The organism is Colwellia echini (assembly GCF_002843355.2).
GTDB lineage: Bacteria > Pseudomonadota > Gammaproteobacteria > Enterobacterales > Alteromonadaceae > Colwellia > Colwellia echini.
The window spans coordinates 88,812-105,752 of sequence record NZ_PJAI02000009.1 but is presented as its reverse complement, the minus strand read 5'-3'; the positions used below and the strand labels follow the sequence as shown (position 1 = coordinate 105,752).

General features: G+C 37.7%; 16 protein-coding genes. All 16 read right to left on the bottom strand.

The features are described 5' to 3' along the window. Nucleotides 1–346: 346 nt before the first annotated feature. A complete protein-coding gene (locus CWS31_RS09725) occupies nt 347–1,327 on the bottom strand; it encodes a flagellar motor protein MotB (RefSeq protein ID WP_101344091.1) in 981 nt (326 codons plus the stop codon). Continuing rightward, nucleotides 1,324–2,070, bottom strand: a complete 747-nt coding sequence (locus tag CWS31_RS09720; RefSeq protein ID WP_101344092.1) for a flagellar motor protein — start codon at nt 2,068–2,070, stop codon at nt 1,324–1,326. The genes CWS31_RS09725 and CWS31_RS09720 overlap by 4 nt, the downstream gene beginning before the upstream one ends. Beyond that, the gene (locus tag CWS31_RS09715; RefSeq protein WP_101344093.1) at nt 2,063–3,190 is read right to left on the bottom strand and encodes a protein-glutamate methylesterase/protein-glutamine glutaminase; all 1,128 of its coding nucleotides are present in this window, start codon (nt 3,188–3,190) and stop codon (nt 2,063–2,065) included. Before CWS31_RS09715 ends, CWS31_RS09720 begins: the two co-directional genes overlap by 8 nt. Nucleotides 3,191–3,328: 138 nt before the next feature. Next, a complete protein-coding gene (locus CWS31_RS09710; protein ID WP_101344094.1) occupies nt 3,329–5,548 on the bottom strand; it encodes a chemotaxis protein CheA in 2,220 nt (739 codons plus the stop codon). 12 nt (nt 5,549–5,560) lie between these two features. Beyond that, the gene (locus CWS31_RS09705; RefSeq protein WP_101344095.1) at nt 5,561–6,304 is read right to left on the bottom strand and encodes a protein phosphatase CheZ; all 744 of its coding nucleotides are present in this window, start codon (nt 6,302–6,304) and stop codon (nt 5,561–5,563) included. A gap of 73 nt (nt 6,305–6,377) precedes the next feature. Then, entirely contained in the window at nt 6,378–6,761 is a 384-nt protein-coding gene (gene cheY / locus CWS31_RS09700; protein ID WP_081967698.1) for a chemotaxis response regulator CheY, read from the bottom strand. 166 nt (nt 6,762–6,927) lie between these two features. Next, nucleotides 6,928–7,647 (bottom strand): RNA polymerase sigma factor FliA, encoded by a 720-nt coding sequence (locus tag CWS31_RS09695; RefSeq protein ID WP_101344096.1) that lies wholly within the window; start codon nt 7,645–7,647, stop codon nt 6,928–6,930. A gap of 59 nt (nt 7,648–7,706) precedes the next feature. Further along, a complete protein-coding gene (locus CWS31_RS09690; RefSeq protein ID WP_101344097.1) occupies nt 7,707–8,549 on the bottom strand; it encodes a MinD/ParA family ATP-binding protein in 843 nt (280 codons plus the stop codon). 57 nt (nt 8,550–8,606) lie between these two features. Continuing rightward, a complete protein-coding gene (gene flhF / locus CWS31_RS09685) occupies nt 8,607–10,265 on the bottom strand; it encodes a flagellar biosynthesis GTPase FlhF (RefSeq protein WP_101344098.1) in 1,659 nt (552 codons plus the stop codon). Between the two features lie 118 nt (nt 10,266–10,383). After that, entirely contained in the window at nt 10,384–12,486 is a 2,103-nt protein-coding gene (flhA, locus tag CWS31_RS09680) for a flagellar biosynthesis protein FlhA (RefSeq protein WP_101344099.1), read from the bottom strand. A 157-nt stretch (nt 12,487–12,643) separates the two neighbouring features. Further along, nucleotides 12,644–13,774 carry a flagellar biosynthesis protein FlhB gene (gene flhB / locus CWS31_RS09675; protein WP_101344100.1) on the bottom strand — a complete coding sequence of 377 codons (1,131 nt, stop codon included), beginning with the start codon at nt 13,772–13,774 and terminating at the stop codon, nt 12,644–12,646. Continuing rightward, on the bottom strand, nt 13,775–14,557 hold the full coding sequence (fliR, locus tag CWS31_RS09670) for a flagellar biosynthetic protein FliR (RefSeq protein ID WP_101344101.1): 783 nt from the start codon (nt 14,555–14,557) through the stop codon (nt 13,775–13,777). It lies immediately after the preceding gene. 76 nt (nt 14,558–14,633) lie between these two features. After that, the gene (fliQ, locus tag CWS31_RS09665) at nt 14,634–14,903 is read right to left on the bottom strand and encodes a flagellar biosynthesis protein FliQ (protein WP_101344102.1); all 270 of its coding nucleotides are present in this window, start codon (nt 14,901–14,903) and stop codon (nt 14,634–14,636) included. 83 nt (nt 14,904–14,986) lie between these two features. Beyond that, nucleotides 14,987–15,745, bottom strand: coding sequence for a flagellar type III secretion system pore protein FliP (gene fliP, locus CWS31_RS09660; RefSeq protein WP_101344103.1), 759 nt, complete (start codon nt 15,743–15,745; stop codon nt 14,987–14,989). A 68-nt stretch (nt 15,746–15,813) separates the two neighbouring features. Continuing rightward, nucleotides 15,814–16,461 (bottom strand): flagellar biosynthetic protein FliO, encoded by a 648-nt coding sequence (gene fliO, locus CWS31_RS09655; protein WP_101344104.1) that lies wholly within the window; start codon nt 16,459–16,461, stop codon nt 15,814–15,816. 47 nt (nt 16,462–16,508) lie between these two features. Beyond that, nucleotides 16,509–16,913, bottom strand: a complete 405-nt coding sequence (fliN, locus tag CWS31_RS09650) for a flagellar motor switch protein FliN (RefSeq protein ID WP_101344106.1) — start codon at nt 16,911–16,913, stop codon at nt 16,509–16,511. Between the last annotated feature and the right edge of the window lie 28 nt (nt 16,914–16,941).

Sequence of the window (16,941 nt, the reverse complement as noted above, 5' to 3'; positions counted from 1 at the left end):
CCAAAATGTTCCGTATATATTGTTTATACTGATCCATTAAGTATGTGCTCATTTCTACTTGTTAAAAGATCTAACTACTTCAATATTTATTTGGTAATTATAACAACTAGTTAATCAAATAAATGTATTGTATTTGGTCATTTTTCCTACGTATAAAATAAACCTGCTAATTATGCTAATTGAAATAATAAATCAATCACCTTCAAATGGTCTAAATAATCAATTTCTGCGTTGCGCTCAACTTCAATAGTCAGCTATTACTCAATCACGCGCCTTGAACTTGACTATTTATCCTCATTGAATTTTGATCCATTCTTTAATTCATTTAGTATTAATAGAGCTAGTATTACTCATCTTCTGATCGAGTTGTGATTCGTATACCACCATTTTCTAAGCGAATAACTTTTATTTTATCCGTACTTTCAGGCGCTTCATTCTCAGACCTTGATTTAACTTCTGATTTTATCGTATTAATTGACTCTACACTTTTTAAGTCAATCGTTTGCGGTTTAATCAAATTCTGTTTTTCTAGTCCGTATTTTGAAATGGCGACCACGACTTTTCTATTTTTAGCTCTTCCTTCTGCGGTCGAGTTATCGGCATTAGGGTAATATTGACCATACCCTTCAATAGCCATGCGCGCTGGATTTAAACCTAACGTTTCTAAAACATGTAAAATGGCTGTTGCTCGAAATACTGATAACTCCCAATTAGAGGCAAATATCTCATTATTTATTGTTTCGTTATCGGTATAGCCTCGAATACGAATAAAATTAGTGCTTTGACCAATCACGTCGTAAATCACGCCTAAGATATTCTCAGCTGAATTAGTAGCCGAAGCCGAGCCACTTGGAAAAAGTAAACCACTATTCAGTTCAATCTCTAACCAATCACCATCAATTTGTAATTGAGCATAACCAGACTCAACTAAATCATATAGTGCGGTATGTAACGCCTCTTCTAACGAGGATAAATTGCTTCCTACTTGAGCATCTGAAATATTAGATAAGCTTTTTTCATCATCCAGCAATTCAGGACCCGCAACTTCTAACACCCCATTACCATAGAGTTTTTTATTCGTTTTACTTGTGTTTACCATTAAAATACTGTCGCCATGACCACGGTTTTTCGGTTTTTCAGTTTCCGCTTGAAATACCCGACCAAAAGACTCAGTGATACTTGCAAAAGGATTTTCATTAACCATGGCCATTGCATATAAAACAACGAACAAAGCAAACATTAAGGTCATGTAATCGGCGTAAGAAACTAACCATCGGTGAACATTTTCATGCTCACTGGTATCTCTTCTCCTACGCAAACGGTTCATTGTACTAACCTAAATGCCGATAATTTGTTTTCAATCGCATGCGGGTTTTCACCATTAGCAATAGAGACTAGCCCTTCGCATACCATTTCTCGATACATGGTTTGTTGATGAACTATAGTACGAATTTTATTCGCTACAGGTAAATAAAGTAGATTTGCAAAACCAACACCGTAAATTGTGGCTATAAAAGCGGTTGCAATGCCCTGTCCTAATAAAGCAGGGTCTGTTAAATTACTCATCGCGTGTATTAAACCTAATACAGCGCCTAAAATACCAATTGTAGGGCTATAGCCGCCCATGGCTTCATAAATATTTGCTGAACGTAAATTATGCTCACGATAAAGCTCTAAGTCTAACTCTAGTGAGGTACGTAGGTTTTCAAGTTCTGCGCCATCAACTAGTAAATTTAAACCTTTTTGCGTAAAAGTATCTTCAATTTCTAAAGCGGTATCTTCTAGTGCGAGATAACCTGATTCTCTAGCCTTAGTAGCCCAAGTTATAATTTCTGTAATACCTCGTTCCATATCATATCGCGGTGGATAAAAGATCCAACTTAATAACGAAAGCGCATGACGAAATTGAACTATTGATGATTGCAACATTATCGCACCGACAGTGCCACCAAACACAATAATAAAAGCAGGTAATTCAAATAATGCTGAAAGATGCCCGCCATCAAGGCTAAAGCCAACATAAATCGCTAAAATAGCAATTAATAATCCAGCAACACTCAATTTATCCACAGACAACTTCCTTCATAATAGAGGTTGAAATCATATCTAACGGTATTGATGAATCAGACAAGCCTGCTTTATCAATAGCTTGAGGCATACCGTATACAACACAAGACTCTTCATCCTGAGACCAAATAGTAGCGCCCTTAGCTTTTAACATTCTAGAGCCTTCTTTTCCGTCAGAGCCCATACCTGTTAATATGATGCCAAGTACTTTACCGCCATATGCTTTTGCCGCTGAGCCAAAACTAATATCGACACTTGGCTTAAAGGTAATCTTAGGCGAATCATCATCTAGTATTTTAATTTTGCCGGCATTTTCACTGCCAGTAATTATCATTTGTCGCCCCCCTGGAGCTAAATAAGCATGACCCGGTTTTAATACATCACCATCAGCCGCTTCTTTTATCGTTATTTTACACATATTATTAAGTCTACTGGCAAAGGCAGCGGTAAAAGCAGCAGGCATATGCTGAACAATAATAATAGGCAATGGGAAGTTTTGATCGAGGTTAATTAATATTTTTTGTAACGCTACAGGCCCTCCTGTAGAGGTACCAATCGCCATTAACTTGTATTCTTTACCTGAACTACGGGTAATAGGTTTATTAGCGCGAGCGGGTACTGATGTTCTTGGCGTTGTTGAGGAGATAACTGTGCTAGTTCTTTCTCTTGTTGGTTGCACAGTGCTTGGTTTAATTGTAGCTGAAGCTCTCGAGCGACTAAAACCAGATTTTCGTGCTATCTCAACCACGCGTTGGCGTAATAAACTACCGGCTTCATCACTGTCTTTTGCAATATCACTAAACTTTTTAGGTAAAAAATCTAAGGCGCCCGCTTCAAGTGCTTCTATTGTTGCTTTAGCCCCTTGATGCGTTAAAGATGAAAACATTAATATTGACGTTGGAAACTTCGCCATAATTTGTTTTACAGCATCAATGCCATTAAGCACAGGCATTTCAATATCCATAGTAATAACGTCAGGCTTTAATGAGATTGCTTTATCAACCGCTTCTTGACCGTTAATAGCAACGTCAATTACTTCTAATTGAGGATCTTTATTTAAAATATCTGTGACACGGCGTCTAAAAAAGCTCGAATCATCGACAACAAGTACCTTGTAGGTCATTTAACCTCTCTGATAACGTTATAATTAACGCGTAATAATAATGACATTCCGCCATAAAATATTTATGGCTAAAATAAACTACCGATGAAAATTAACCCTAAATGTGATTTATTTACGTTAATTATCTTTAAATCATCACTAACTGCGTAGCTTTTTATTTACTGGTGACTTTTTAGCATAAAATTTCAGTAAGTTAGCTATATCTAAAATAAGAGCTATTCCGCCATCACTAGTAATTGTAGCTCCCGCCATTCCTGGTGTACCATGTAGTAACCGATCAAGCGGTTTAATAACCACTTCTTCTTGACCAATTAAACTATCAACCACAAACCCAATTTGCTGATTACCTAATTGTACTATAACTACGTGGCCTTTCTCATGAGATTTTTTAACATGACCACGAATTAACCATTGGTCTAAATAAAACAGTGGTATTGCTTTTTCTCTAACAATAATAGTTAATTGACCATCAACACTATTTGTATTGGATAAATCTAAATGGAATATTTCATTCACTGCAGCAAGAGGTAAAGCAAAGGTTTGTTTACCGACAACAACCATTAATGTTGGCAAAATAGCTAATGTTAACGGGACTTTTATCTCAAGTATTGTGCCAACACCTAATTCAGAATCTATGTTAACGGTACCGTTAAGTTGAGTGATTTTGGTTTTAACCACATCCATTCCCACACCACGACCTGATACTTCTGAGATTTCAGTTTTGGTTGAGAAACCTGGAGCAAAAATAAGGCTATAGGCTTCTTTATCAGACATTCTAGCTGCAGATTCTGCGTCTAATACACCACGGTCAATAGCTATATTTTTTAATTTTTCGGCATCCATACCTGCACCATCATCTTTGATGGTTAATAGAATATGATCGCCTTCTTGTGAGGCTGATAGCAGCACGGTTCCTTCGCGAGGTTTACCCATAGCTTCACGTACATCTGGAGATTCTATTCCGTGATCGACAGAGTTTCTAACTAAATGCACTAGCGGATCTGCAAGCGCTTCAACTAAGTTTTTGTCTAAATCGGTCTCTTCGCCTTCTAAAATTAAAGATATCTCTTTTTGTAGACTACGTGCTAAGTCACGTACAACGCGAGGAAAACGACCAAAAACTTTTTTAATTGGCTGCATGCGAGTTTGCATAACAGCACCTTGAAGGTCTGTGGTTACTGAGTCTAAATTAGTTACCGCTTTACTTAGATCTTCATCATCTGAAACTAAACCTAAACTGGTCAGTCGGTTTCTAACTAAAACCAATTCACCAACCATGTTCATTATTTGGTCTAGGCGTTTAGTATCAACTCGAACTGTCGTTTCGGCTTGTGGTGCTGCAGGAGCAGCCTGCTTTTTAACACTTTCTTTTGCTGCACTAGTTTTTTGCTGGACTGGTTTTTCTTGAGTTGGCACGGCTCTTGGCGCAACAGATTTTGGAGTAGCATTCGCTTGCGGCGGTGGAGTATTAGCCGGAATCTCATTATTACTAGCAGTTGAATCTATAGCTGTATGACCAGGTGATGGAGTATCGCCTGCTTTAGGCGCATTACCTTTACCATGTAGTTCATCCAAAAGTTTTTCAAATTCTAAATCATCAATCTCATCACTTGACATAGACTGACTACTATCTGTTGAAGCTGTTGCATCTGCAGAAAAAGCGCCCTGACCATGTAATTCGTCTAATAAAGATTCAAATTCATCGTCTGAAATTTCATCACTAGAACTATCAGCAATTGATGTTGATGAAATATCAGGTGTTACATTTGGTTCATTAGCTGTAGTTGATACGCTGGAAGTGCCATGAAGTTCATCAAGTAGTTTTTCAAAGTCATCTTCACTCATTTCATCATTTGAGTTTACATCATTGTTAACTTCATCAAAAATATAATCAAACTCATCTTCAACATTTTCTATTGCTTGTTCAACATTTTCAACCGCTGCAACATTAGCAGCTGGACTTGCTCCTTCAGGTTTACTTAAACGAGCAAGTTCTGCAAGTAAATTAGGGTCAGCAGGCTCTAGTTCTTCTTTATTCTGCACTAATACAAACATACCATTTACGGTATCTAATGCTGATAGAATAGTATCCATAAGTTCAGCATTAACTGAACGTTTACCAGTGCGTAATAAATCAAAAATATTTTCAGCACCATGACATACGTCAACCAAGTGACCTAAAGCTAAGAAACCCGCTCCACCTTTAACTGTATGAAAACCACGGAAAATAGAATTTAATAATTCCGCATTATCTACATCATTTTCGAGTTCAACGAGCTCTTCTGAAAGCGATTCTAATATTTCACCCGCTTCGACTAAAAAGTCCTGTAAAATTTCTTCATCTGCTTCAAAAGACATGCAGTATTCCCCTTAAAATCCTAAACTTGATAAAAGATCATCAACATCATCTTGATCTTCAACTACATCATCTCTGTTTTTTGTATTAACAACTGGCCCTTCAACGAGATTTTCACCTACTTTAGGTGCGTTTTTATCTCGAGTAAAATCAGTTGATAGACCAAAAGCGGTAAGCATATTTATTAAACTATCTTCCACCTCTATTACTAGCTCAATAACTTTACGGATTACTTGACCTGTGAGATCTTGAAAGTCTTGCGCCATTAAAACGTCGGTCATCAAGTTATGAATATGACGGGTTTCTTTACCTGTATTCTTTAATAAGGTGTCAATATCTAGGCATAACGATTTAAACTCTTTTAAGTCTAGTTCATTATTCATTAACTTTGTCCAAGAAGGGTTAACCGCAGCCACTTGTTCTGAAATAGTATCTACAACAGGAAAAATGGCTTCGACAGCATCCATCGTTTTATTGGCAGCTTCTTCAGTGCGGGTAATTACGTAATTCAAACGCTCTTTAGCATCAGGAATATCCGCTTTGGCTAAATCATTTAACCTTGAATCTACTTGAAAATTGGTCAAAGAGTCATGAAGTTGACGTGTCAACTTACCAATTTCGGCAAAAAGCTCTGAATTAATTGGGTTTTGAATCCTAGCTAAGACAGCATCTGCTGCCTCTTGCTGCCCTGATTCTAAAAGCTCAACCAAAGATTTTGCCTGTTCTAATGAGATCCGACCTGTCATAGGTATACTCATGCAAAGTCCTTAAAACAATAGTTATTAAAACCTTACTTTAGCCGTATAAAAAGTAGCGGCTAAAGCCAGCACATTAAGCTAAGCGCTCAAAAATCTTATCTAACTTAGTTTTTAATGTCGCGGCTGTAAAAGGTTTTACAATATAACCATTCACTCCAGCTTGAGCTGCCATTACAATTTGCTCTTTTTTCGCTTCCGCTGTAATAAGTAAAACTGGGATATGGGAAAGGCTAGCATCGGCTCTAATAGCTTTAAGCAAGTCAATACCCTGCATACCAGGCATATTCCAGTCAGTCACTACGAAATCAAAATCACCACCTTGAAGCATAGGTAAGGCAGTACTGCCGTCATCTGCTTCTTGAATGTTGGTAAATCCTAAATCACGTAACAAGTTTTTTACTATACGTCTCATTGTTGAAAAATCATCAACAACAAGTACTTTCATATTTTTATCCAAGGCACCCTCCGGCGAAACATTCAAAATTAATTAGTTTTTATTTACCTAAACATAGAAAAGTTATCAAGGTATTTCGTATTTTACTATTATCTCTCATCAATTTACGTTATTTATTTTTAATGAAAGAGGTCATAACTGTTTTTTTAATAATATGGCTCTAGTTTAGCTAACTTTGCCAAGATTGCATACGTGCTTTAAGGCGATGCATTGCCTGACTATGAATTTGACTCACTCTTGATTCACTTACCTCGAGTACTTCGCCTATTTCTTTTAAGTTAAGTTCTTCGTCATAGTATAATGACAAAACTAAAGCTTCTCGCTCAGGTAACGACTTAATACATTGTGCTAAACCTGTTTTAAAGGCACTTTGTTCAATGCTTTGATAGGGGTCATTACTAAGTGAATCATCATTTGTTTTTATGGTATATTCACTAACACCAAGATCATCAATTCCGAGTATTTTCCCTGAACTTACTTCACTTAATATATGATGGTAGTGATTTAATGAAATATCAAGTTTTTCAGCAACTTCAACATCAGAAACATCTCGACCTAGTTGTGATTCAAGTTGTTTAATGGCTTCGCTGATCATTCTGCTGTTTTTATGCACAGAGCGTGGCGTCCAATCACCTCTGCGCATCTCGTCTAGCATCGCACCTCTAATTCGAATACCCGCAAAGGTTTCAAAACTAGCACCTTTGGAATTATCAAAGTTATTAGCCGCTTCAAATAAACCTATCATACCTGATTGAATTAAATCATCGACTAGAACACTCGCAGGTAATCTAGCTAATAAATGATAAGCAATGCGTTTAACCAGAACTGTGTGTTGTTCAAGTAACGTTGATTTATCGATTTGGCTACTATAGCTATTCGCTTTTACCACGTATTCTCGCTCTCGTTTAAGATGGACTAAATGGGGTGCTGTTCGAGCTAGCTAACATTTTAGTTAGCTAGTAACTGTTCAATGAAAAACTCTAAATGTCCTGAAGCTTGCTTTGGAATAGGCCATTCACTTACTTTTTTCGCTAATTCGATATAAGCTATCGCAGCAGGTGATTGTGGAAAGGCTTCAACTATAACTTGTTGCTTACGCACAGACTTACGCATGTTTTCATCAAACGGAATAACACCTACTAATTCTAGTGCAACATCAAGAAATCTGTCAGTTACTTTGGTTAGTTTAGCAAATAATTGCTGCCCTTCTTTAGGACTGCGCACCATATTCGCAACAACTTTAAATTTATAGACGCCATGATCACGACTGAGTAACTTCATCAAGGCATAACAATCGGTGATTGAGGTCGGTTCATCGCAAACCACTAACATGACATCTTGCGCTGCACGAGTAAAACTTAATACCATATCCGAAATTCCGGCGGCGGTATCAACAATCAATACATCAAATTGGGTTTGCATTTCGCTAAAAGCACGAATAAGGCCAGCATGCTCGGCAGGGGTTAAGTCTACCATCGATTGTGAGCCTGAGGTTGCAGGTATTATTTTAATACCGGCTGGGCCGTCGATAATAATATCATCAAGTTCGCATTCACCTGATAAAACATGTGATAAGTTACGTTTTACTCGTAAACCGAGCATTACATCTACATTGGCAAGCCCCAAATCGGCATCAAGCACTAGCACTCTTTTACCTTGTTTTCCTAAGGCAATAGCGGTATTAAGTGACGTATTTGTTTTGCCTACGCCCCCTTTCCCACCTGAAACTGCCACTACTTTAACTTGCTGTAGGTCTTGCATCTTTCTTAGGCCACTCGCTTGATCTATCATTTATTGATTACTTCTAATTAATACTGCGTGTTATATCTACATAGCCCAAAATAAGTTTTAAGCTATTGCCGCTGGTGCAATTGGCATTGGCCGAAATGCACTAACATTGTTGTTAACTGACTTTGTTGCCATCTTATCTGCAAGAGTAACTAATTTTTCAGCATTTGCAACTTTAATATCTTCTGGAACTCTTTGTCCATCAGTAAGATACCCTATAGGTAACCCATTTTGAATTGAAGTTGTAATTATTTCACCAATACTAATGCTTTCGTCAAGTTTAGTATAAATACAACCCGATAATGGTACTTTTTTAAAGCGATCGACATTTTCTTGCATAACTCTTTGTTGAGAGTTAGCTGCAATCACTAAGTAATTACGAATTCTAACACGAGAATTAGAAATTAAAGCAGTTAAATGCTCGGCTAAACGCATATCTCGCTGACCCATACCGGCAGTATCAATCAATATTAATTTCTTTTTAGCATATTGTTGTAATAACGTATCTAATGCTTGGCTGTCTTTAGCCAGACTTACTTGACAGCCAATTATTTTTCCGTAAGTTGCTAATTGTTCAAAACCTGCAATACGAAAGGTATCGGTAGAAATGAGCGCAACTTGGTCATTACCGTGAACTTGAGCAAAGCCTGCTGCAAGTTTTGCTATTGTGGTTGTTTTACCAACCCCTGTTGGACCAACTAAAGCGACAACACCACCACGGTTTATAATATCATTTTGAGTGGTATTAATTTGCTTAGCAATAAGCTGTGTTGCTTGTGACCATGCTTCACTTTCATGAGATTGTTCTGGCACATAGCCCGCAATTTGGTCTGCAATTTGATCATTTAGTCCTAATGCCAATAAACGATTTACTAATACAGCGCGTTGCGGATCTTTTTGAGCCATATCTTGCCACATTAAACCCGATACTTGATGTTCAAGTAATGAGCGAATAGACGCCATTTCTTGCTGCATTTTGGTAAATTCTTGTGAAGAAACTTGGCTGTCGTTAGTTTTATTTGAATGTTGAGCATTATAGTTAGTTGCCGAGTTATGTAACTTAACATTGGCGGTAATATTGTCACTATCATTGTCAATAATATTGTCCGTATAAGATGACTGACTAGGTTGCTGTGACATATCTGCATTAGGCTGACTAAGGCGATCAGTAAAGTCTCTTAGCTGTTGCTCAATAGTTACTTCATCTAGATTAACTGGTGATTGCGCTTGTTGCTGCTGCGTTGCTTGAGATGATGAATAATATTGCTCTGAAGATTGCTGTGCTGATTGAGGTTGACTTGTATGTTGAGCAGGTTGTTGTACTTGACGACCAAGTAACGCTGATAAACTATCTGCAGGTACATGTTCACTAGCAGATTGATTCATATTTGCCGTGGTTGGCACAGAGTTATAATCTTGATTAGTTGTATGTTGTTGTCCAGAAACCGTATTTACTGAGCCAGATTGACCAAGGCTAACAACATCATCGCTTGCTTCTATTCTTTCACTTACAGAACTAGCCGAGCGATTAGCGTTTTGCATTGATTTATCTGCAAACTTAGCCACTGGAACAGATTGGTTATAATCCACAGCGGCCATTAACTCGACCCCTTCTGGAATTTTTTTATTGGACATAATCACCGCATCCACGCCTAGCTCTTCTTTAATTTCAGCTAATGCTGTACGCATATCTTTGGCAACAAAACGTCTAATTTTCATATCCAACCTCTACTTTTCAACTACTTTCAGTTATAAGTTATTGCTAACCACCTGAACTTTTATTAAACAATTACGATGTTTACGCTTTAATCGGCTCTAATTTTTACCTGACTATTTTTTACTGGCCTATCGCACTCACAATTTTAATTTGTTTATCATCAGGTATTTCTTGGTAAGAAATAACACGCAAGCTAGGTATGGTATATTTAACAAATTTAGCTAGCACGTGCCGTAAAATACCTGATGTTAAAAGTATTGGTGTATCACCAGCCATTTCTTGCTGGTTAGCTCCTTCAGTCAATGATTTTTGTAAGCGTTCTGCTAACCCTGGTTCAATACCAGCTCCATCATCTCCTGCCATCTGCATAGACTGATGCAACATCTGTTCCAACTCAGGAGCCAAAGTTATGACAGGTACTTCTTGCGCGCTGCCAACAAGGTCTTGAATAATAAATTTTCGTAAACTAATGCGCACTGCAGCGGTTAGCACTTCAGGATCCTGACTTCTAGGACCATATTCAACGAGTGTTTGTACAATAGAACGCATATCTCTAACAGCTACGCCTTCATTCATCAAACTTTGTAATACCTTAACCACAGTGCCTAATGACAAGGTTTCAGGAACAAAACCCTCAATCAACTTAGGGTAGTTTTTAGCAAGTAGGTCAAGTAAATTTTGTACTTCTTCATGGCCCAGTAACTGTGCGGCATTATTGCTTAATATCTGGCTTAAATGCGTGGCTAATACTGTAGAAGAATCAACTACCGTATAACCTAATGTTTGCGCTTGATCACGTTGATTTTGATTTATCCAAGTAGCATCAAGACCAAAAGCGGGATCTTTAGTGGCTACACCTTCAAGAGAGCCAAAAACTTGACCTGGATTAATCGCTAATTCTTGATCATGACGAATTTGAGCAGTACCTACCACAACCCCCATTAATGATATTTGATAGCTATTTGGATCTAAATCTAAATTATCGCGAATATGTACCGCAGGTACTAAGAAGCCAAATTCTTGCGATAATTTTTTACGTACGCCTTTAATTCTACTTAATAACTCTCCGCCTTGAGCTTTATCAACCAATGGTATTAAACGATAACCTATTTCTAAACCAATCACGTCAACATGGTTAACGTCATCCCAACCTAACTCTTTTACTTCTTCTTCTTTTTGTTGGGTCAATGTTTGTTCATCGTGTGCTATTTGCGCTAATTCATTGGTTTTATTTACCTTATTCCTTGCGCCCATAAAAGCAGTTGTAGCAATGATGGTTGCAAAAAGAATAAATACAAAATGCGGCATGCCAGGGATAACACCCATGATCAGCATTACGCCTGCAGCAATATAAAGTGAGCGCTCTTGACCAAGTTGACTACTTACTTGCTCGCCCATATCTTCAGAAGTATTTTGACGAGTTACAACAATTGCCGTACCAATTGATAATAATAAACCTGGAATTTGTGCAACAAGACCATCACCAATAGTTAATAAGGTATATATTTCAACAGCGCTATCAAAAGATAAATCATGTTGAACCATACCTATAATTAAACCGCCAATAATATTAATGAATAAAATTAAAATTCCGGCAATAGCATCACCTTTAACAAATTTGCTGGCACCGTCCATTGAGCCGTAAAAATCGGCTTCATTGGTAACTTCGGTTCTACGCTCTTTCGCTTGCTCTTGGGTAATAAACCCCGCATTTAAATCTGCATCAATTGCCATTTGTTTACCTGGCATAGCATCTAGCGTGAAGCGTGCGGTTACTTCAGCAATTCTTCCTGCACCTTTAGTAATTACCACAAAGTTAATAATGATTAAAATCAGAAAAACAACTAAACCAACAGCATAATTTCCTCCGATAACCACAGAGCCAAAGGCTTCAATTACTTTACCTGCAGCTTCAGGCCCTTCATGACCTTCCAGTAAAACAACACGAGTACTAGCAACATTTAACGCGAGACGTAAAATTGTCGCTACCAGTAAAACCGCAGGAAAAGATCCGAAATCAAGCGGTTTCAACGTATAAACAGTGATAAGTAATACAACGAGAGAAAGTGCTATGTTGAAAGAAAATAAGATATCTAATAACCAAGCAGGCATAGGCAAAATAATCATACCTAATGCGGCCATCACCAATATAGGCGTGCCTAGTCCACTAAGGTGACGTAATTTTGATTTATCAAATTGATTAAAATAAGCGGCTATTTGCATTATTACTTCATGATGGTTTATTGACAGTACTCATGATTTTGCAATTCTTATACCAATTGAACTAGCCAGCTAAATTGAGGAGCTTATTCTTCGTAAGTATTGGTTGATGTGAGATTAATAGACTAAAGCATTACTACTAGGTGCTAGGTTTTAAGTTCTAGTATTTAAAATCATCGGGGATAGGTAGATTTTTCGCTACTGCTTTAGGCTTTTTGGCTTTACCTTTTTTATGCTCATTTAACTGAAAAATAAAAGCCAACACTTGTGCAACTGCAGCAAACAACTCTTCAGGAATATCGTCTCCTACTTCAGCAGTATAATATAATGAACGAGCGAGCGCTGGAGATTGAATAATTTCAACCTGATGTTCTTTGGCAATAGTTCGAATATGTAATGCCATTTCGTCAACACCTTTAGCGGTCATTATCGGCGCACCACTACCTGTGGGGTCATACTTAAGAGCAATAGAAAAATGCGTTGGGTTGGTAATAACCACGTCAGAATCAGGTACATCTTGCATCATACGACGTTGTGACATTTCGTATTGAGTACGGCGGATACGCCCTTTTATTTCAGGGCTACCTTCAGTACCTTTATATTCATCTTTAATTTCTTGTTTAGTCATTTTCAGCTGTTTAGTATGATTCCAAACTTGGTATGGCGCATCAACCGCAACAATAATACCTATTGATAAAGCCAACACCAAAAACATCCACATTAACATATTAACGGCATGTTCAAAGTTAGCCGGCATTGTTTCACGACTCAGGCCTAAAATCTCTTCAAACAAGCCACTAAGCAGTAAAAACGCAACAATAAAAACAACAAAGAATTTTAATACTGATTTAAGTAATTCAACCGCTGCTTGTGTACCAAACATACGTTTAAAACCGGCCATAGGTGAAAGTTTACTGGCTTTAGGCATCATAGCTTCCCAAGAGAAGCTCATTCCACCAAGCATAGTATTACCTACAAATGCGGCAATCATCACAATAAAAAACAGCCAGAGTAATGGGGGAACTATTTGATAAATACCGTCGTTAATCACTTTAAACAAGGCATTAACATCCATAGCTTCCTGACGATTTATACTAAACATATGACTCATCATATCCGCCATAGTGCTAGCTAAACTGCCGCCTACCAATAACATGCCACACGCACAACCAACCAGCACAAAAAATGTGCCTAAATCTTTAGAGCGAGCAATTTGGCCTTTTTTTCGAGCGTCGGTGAGTTTTTTGGCCGTGGGTTCTTCGGTTTTTTCACCGCTATCTGAATCAGCCATTTACGTCGCCTGACAATCAATAAGGTAGCAACTAAAATCAAGTGCCCGTTGCCACTGTAGTTCAAAATGAGTGAAGAAATTACCAAAGGTTAACCACATAATAATTAAACCTGCCATCATGGTGATAGGAAAACCAATTGCAAAAATATTAAGCTGGGGTGCAGCGCGGGTCATAATACCAAATGAAAAATTAATTAATAACATAGCTGTAATAGGTGCTAACGACAAGGATAAAGCGGTAGCAAACATCCAGCCCCCCCATTCAACAACTTCACGGTATTTAATGCTAGATAAATGCTCTGTAGGGATTGGCAAGGTATCAAAGCTAGCGACAACAAATTGTAAATAAGCCAGATGACCATCCATGACCCAGAATAATAATGACGATAAGATTAAAAAGAATTGACCAATGGCGGGCACGTTCATACCACTAGCAGGGTCAACCAATGATGCGAAACCAAGGCCTGATTGCATCGCAATAATTTGCCCCGCCAAAGTAAAGGTGTTAACTACCATTACCGTAACAAAACCAAGCATAACACCAATGATCATTTGCTGGCCCAACAAAATAGCGGTTGTTAGTGACATTAAATCGTCAACCGAGGCAGGCGGAATTGCAGGCATTACAGCAACCGTAACACTGATACATAAAAATAATTTAACACGACCTGGAATAGTTTTAGCACTGAAACCAATCATAGTCATAATCAAAGCCGAAACACGACTAAATGGCAGAATAAAATCAGCCAAATATTGATTAATAACAGATTCAGTAAACTCCATGGCTAAAGACCGTGTGACAAGTTTTTAACGGGGTAATAAAGGATGATAATATTTAAAACACAAACATAGTTAGCCATTAGATAATTACGCTCGGGATACTTGATATAAGCCGAATAGTGTAATCCATCACTTTTTGTACCAACCAATGCCCACCAATAATTAAAGCAAGTAAGGTGACAATTAATCTTGGTAAAAAGCTTAACGTTTGTTCGTTAATTGAAGTCGCTGCTTGAAATACCGCCACCAGTAAGCCTACCGCCAAGCTGGGTAGGATGATAGCGCAAACTAGAATGATCACTAATAATAAGGCATCACCTAGCATATCAATATATATTTCTGGACCCATAATTTGCTCTCTTTTACTTAAGTTGTTAACTGAGCTTGTTAACAAGTTCTGTTAACAACGTTGTCTCTAATATGATGGCTTAGCTAACTACCCATACCGTAACTGGTAGCTATTGTACCTATCACTAGATTCCAACCGTCAACCAGTACAAATAGCATCAATTTAAACGGTAAAGACACTATCATTGGCGACAACATCATCATACCCATAGCCATTAAAATACTCGCTACAACCAAGTCGATAATTAAAAATGGGATAAAGAGTATAAAACCAATTTGAAACGCAGTTTTTAATTCGCTAATAATAAAGGCTGGAATGATCACCGTCATAGGTAAATCGGTAGGTTGAGCAACAGGCCCAACCCCGGCCATTTCAGCTAAGGTATCAAGGTCTTTTATTCGTGTTTGTTCAAGCATAAAAGCGCGTAATGGCACTTTAGCTAAATCAATTGCCTCAACCGAGGTTAATTGCTCAGAAATATATGGTTGAATGGCTGTTTTATCTATTTGATTATAAACAGGCGTCATAATAAACAAAGTCATAAACAGGGTTAAACCAATAATAACTTGGTTTGAAGGCGTTTGTTGTAGACCAAAAGCTTGTCGTAAAATAGCCATCACCACCACAATCCTGGTAAATGAGGTCATCATGATCACCGCTGCAGGAATAAAACTCAACGCGGTCATGAAAATTAATATTTGTAAGTTTACCGAATACTCCTGCGAGCCATCAGGATTAGTGGTTAGTTTTATTGCTGACAATGATAGATCTTCAGCCGAAGCGCCAAAGCTCAAACCAAGCAAAGACAAGGTAATGATGATAATGAACGAAATACTTTTCATGGTTCGCTGATATTCCCTATTTAGAAGTAGCCTTAAAGCACTGTATGCCTAGTTTTATAACCAAGTTATTAGATCTTTTTAGAGGCAAGAAAAGATAAAATATTTTTGGGTAAGGTCACGTTAGTATTTTTATCCGCTTGAGTATGTATAGGCTCAGCTAATTTATCAAGTAAGGTAATTTGTTGACCAGTAATACCAAGTAACAATTGTTGCTCGCCCACTTGAATAACAATAACACGCTCTTTAGTACCTAACCTAAGGCTAGTAACTACTTTTAGCTGACTAACGCCTTGCTGAGTTAGATTAAAACGTTTAAGTATTAACGCACAAACAATAATTAACCCTAAAACCATTAACAGAGATAAAATCATACTGCCTGGATTCATGTTGGCCATGACATGTTTACCCACTTGCGGCGTTTGCTCTATTGCTACTAAAGCTGCTTTATCTGGTTCAGGTGCAGAACTTTCTAACGCTGAACTTTCTGGAGACACGCTCTCTTTCGCTAACGGCTCAACAGGTGTAACGCTTAAATCTTGTATAGCAGGTTTAACTGAGATTTTCTCTAGTACTTTATCCGCAATACTACCCGAGGTTTGCGCAGTATTACTGGTTTGTACTTTATTAGTATCAATGGTATTGGCTTGAGCATTTACCGTTAATGAGTATAAAGTACAGCTCAGTGCTAATAAAATACTAAGTGATTTTTTTATCATCGTTTCTTTTTCATCAGTAACTTAAATTAAAATGAACAATACTCCGTTTATTTTAATTTTTTAATACGCTCAACTTGGCTAACTACATCAGTTAAACGAATACCAAACTTATCATTTACCACAACCACTTCACCGTGAGCGATTAGGGTACCATTAACGAGTACATCAAGTGACTCACCCGCAACACGATCTAGCTCAACCACTGAGCCTTGGTTTAGTTGTAATAAATTACGAATACTAATATTACTACGCCCAACTTCCATCGAAATAGTTACAGGAATATCTAAAATAGCATCAAGTTTGCGCTTTTCTTCACCAGTAATAGGGGTTTCATCTTCTGTTAACTCTTCAAGTTCAACAGTTTCAGCACCTTTACCTGTAGCTAGAGCTTCCGCTTGCTCATCAAGCGCCTCATCCCACATACTTAGGTCTTCATCTTTATCGTTACTCATAACACGGGCCTCTATTTATAATTCATTT

Excerpts from the sequence above, each read along its gene's own strand:
- CWS31_RS09725 (WP_101344091.1), bottom strand. The coding sequence starts at position 1,327 with ATGAACCGTTTGCGTAGGAGAAGAGATACCAGTGAGCATGAAAATGTT.
- CWS31_RS09715 (WP_101344093.1), bottom strand. The coding sequence starts at position 3,190 with ATGACCTACAAGGTACTTGTTGTCGATGATTCGAGCTTTTTTAGACGC.
- CWS31_RS09710 (WP_101344094.1), bottom strand. The coding sequence starts at position 5,548 with ATGTCTTTTGAAGCAGATGAAGAAATTTTACAGGACTTTTTAGTCGAA.
- CWS31_RS09705 (WP_101344095.1), bottom strand. The coding sequence starts at position 6,304 with ATGAGTATACCTATGACAGGTCGGATCTCATTAGAACAGGCAAAATCT.
- CWS31_RS09690 (WP_101344097.1), bottom strand. The coding sequence starts at position 8,549 with ATGATAGATCAAGCGAGTGGCCTAAGAAAGATGCAAGACCTACAGCAA.
- flhF (WP_101344098.1), bottom strand. The coding sequence starts at position 10,265 with ATGAAAATTAGACGTTTTGTTGCCAAAGATATGCGTACAGCATTAGCT.
- flhA (WP_101344099.1), bottom strand. The coding sequence starts at position 12,486 with ATGCAAATAGCCGCTTATTTTAATCAATTTGATAAATCAAAATTACGT.
- flhB (WP_101344100.1), bottom strand. The coding sequence starts at position 13,774 with ATGGCTGATTCAGATAGCGGTGAAAAAACCGAAGAACCCACGGCCAAA.
- fliR (WP_101344101.1), bottom strand. The coding sequence starts at position 14,557 with ATGGAGTTTACTGAATCTGTTATTAATCAATATTTGGCTGATTTTATT.
- fliQ (WP_101344102.1), bottom strand. The coding sequence starts at position 14,903 with ATGGGTCCAGAAATATATATTGATATGCTAGGTGATGCCTTATTATTA.
- fliP (WP_101344103.1), bottom strand. The coding sequence starts at position 15,745 with ATGAAAAGTATTTCGTTCATTATCATCATTACCTTGTCTTTGCTTGGT.
- fliO (WP_101344104.1), bottom strand. The coding sequence starts at position 16,461 with ATGATAAAAAAATCACTTAGTATTTTATTAGCACTGAGCTGTACTTTA.
- fliN (WP_101344106.1), bottom strand. The coding sequence starts at position 16,913 with ATGAGTAACGATAAAGATGAAGACCTAAGTATGTGGGATGAGGCGCTT.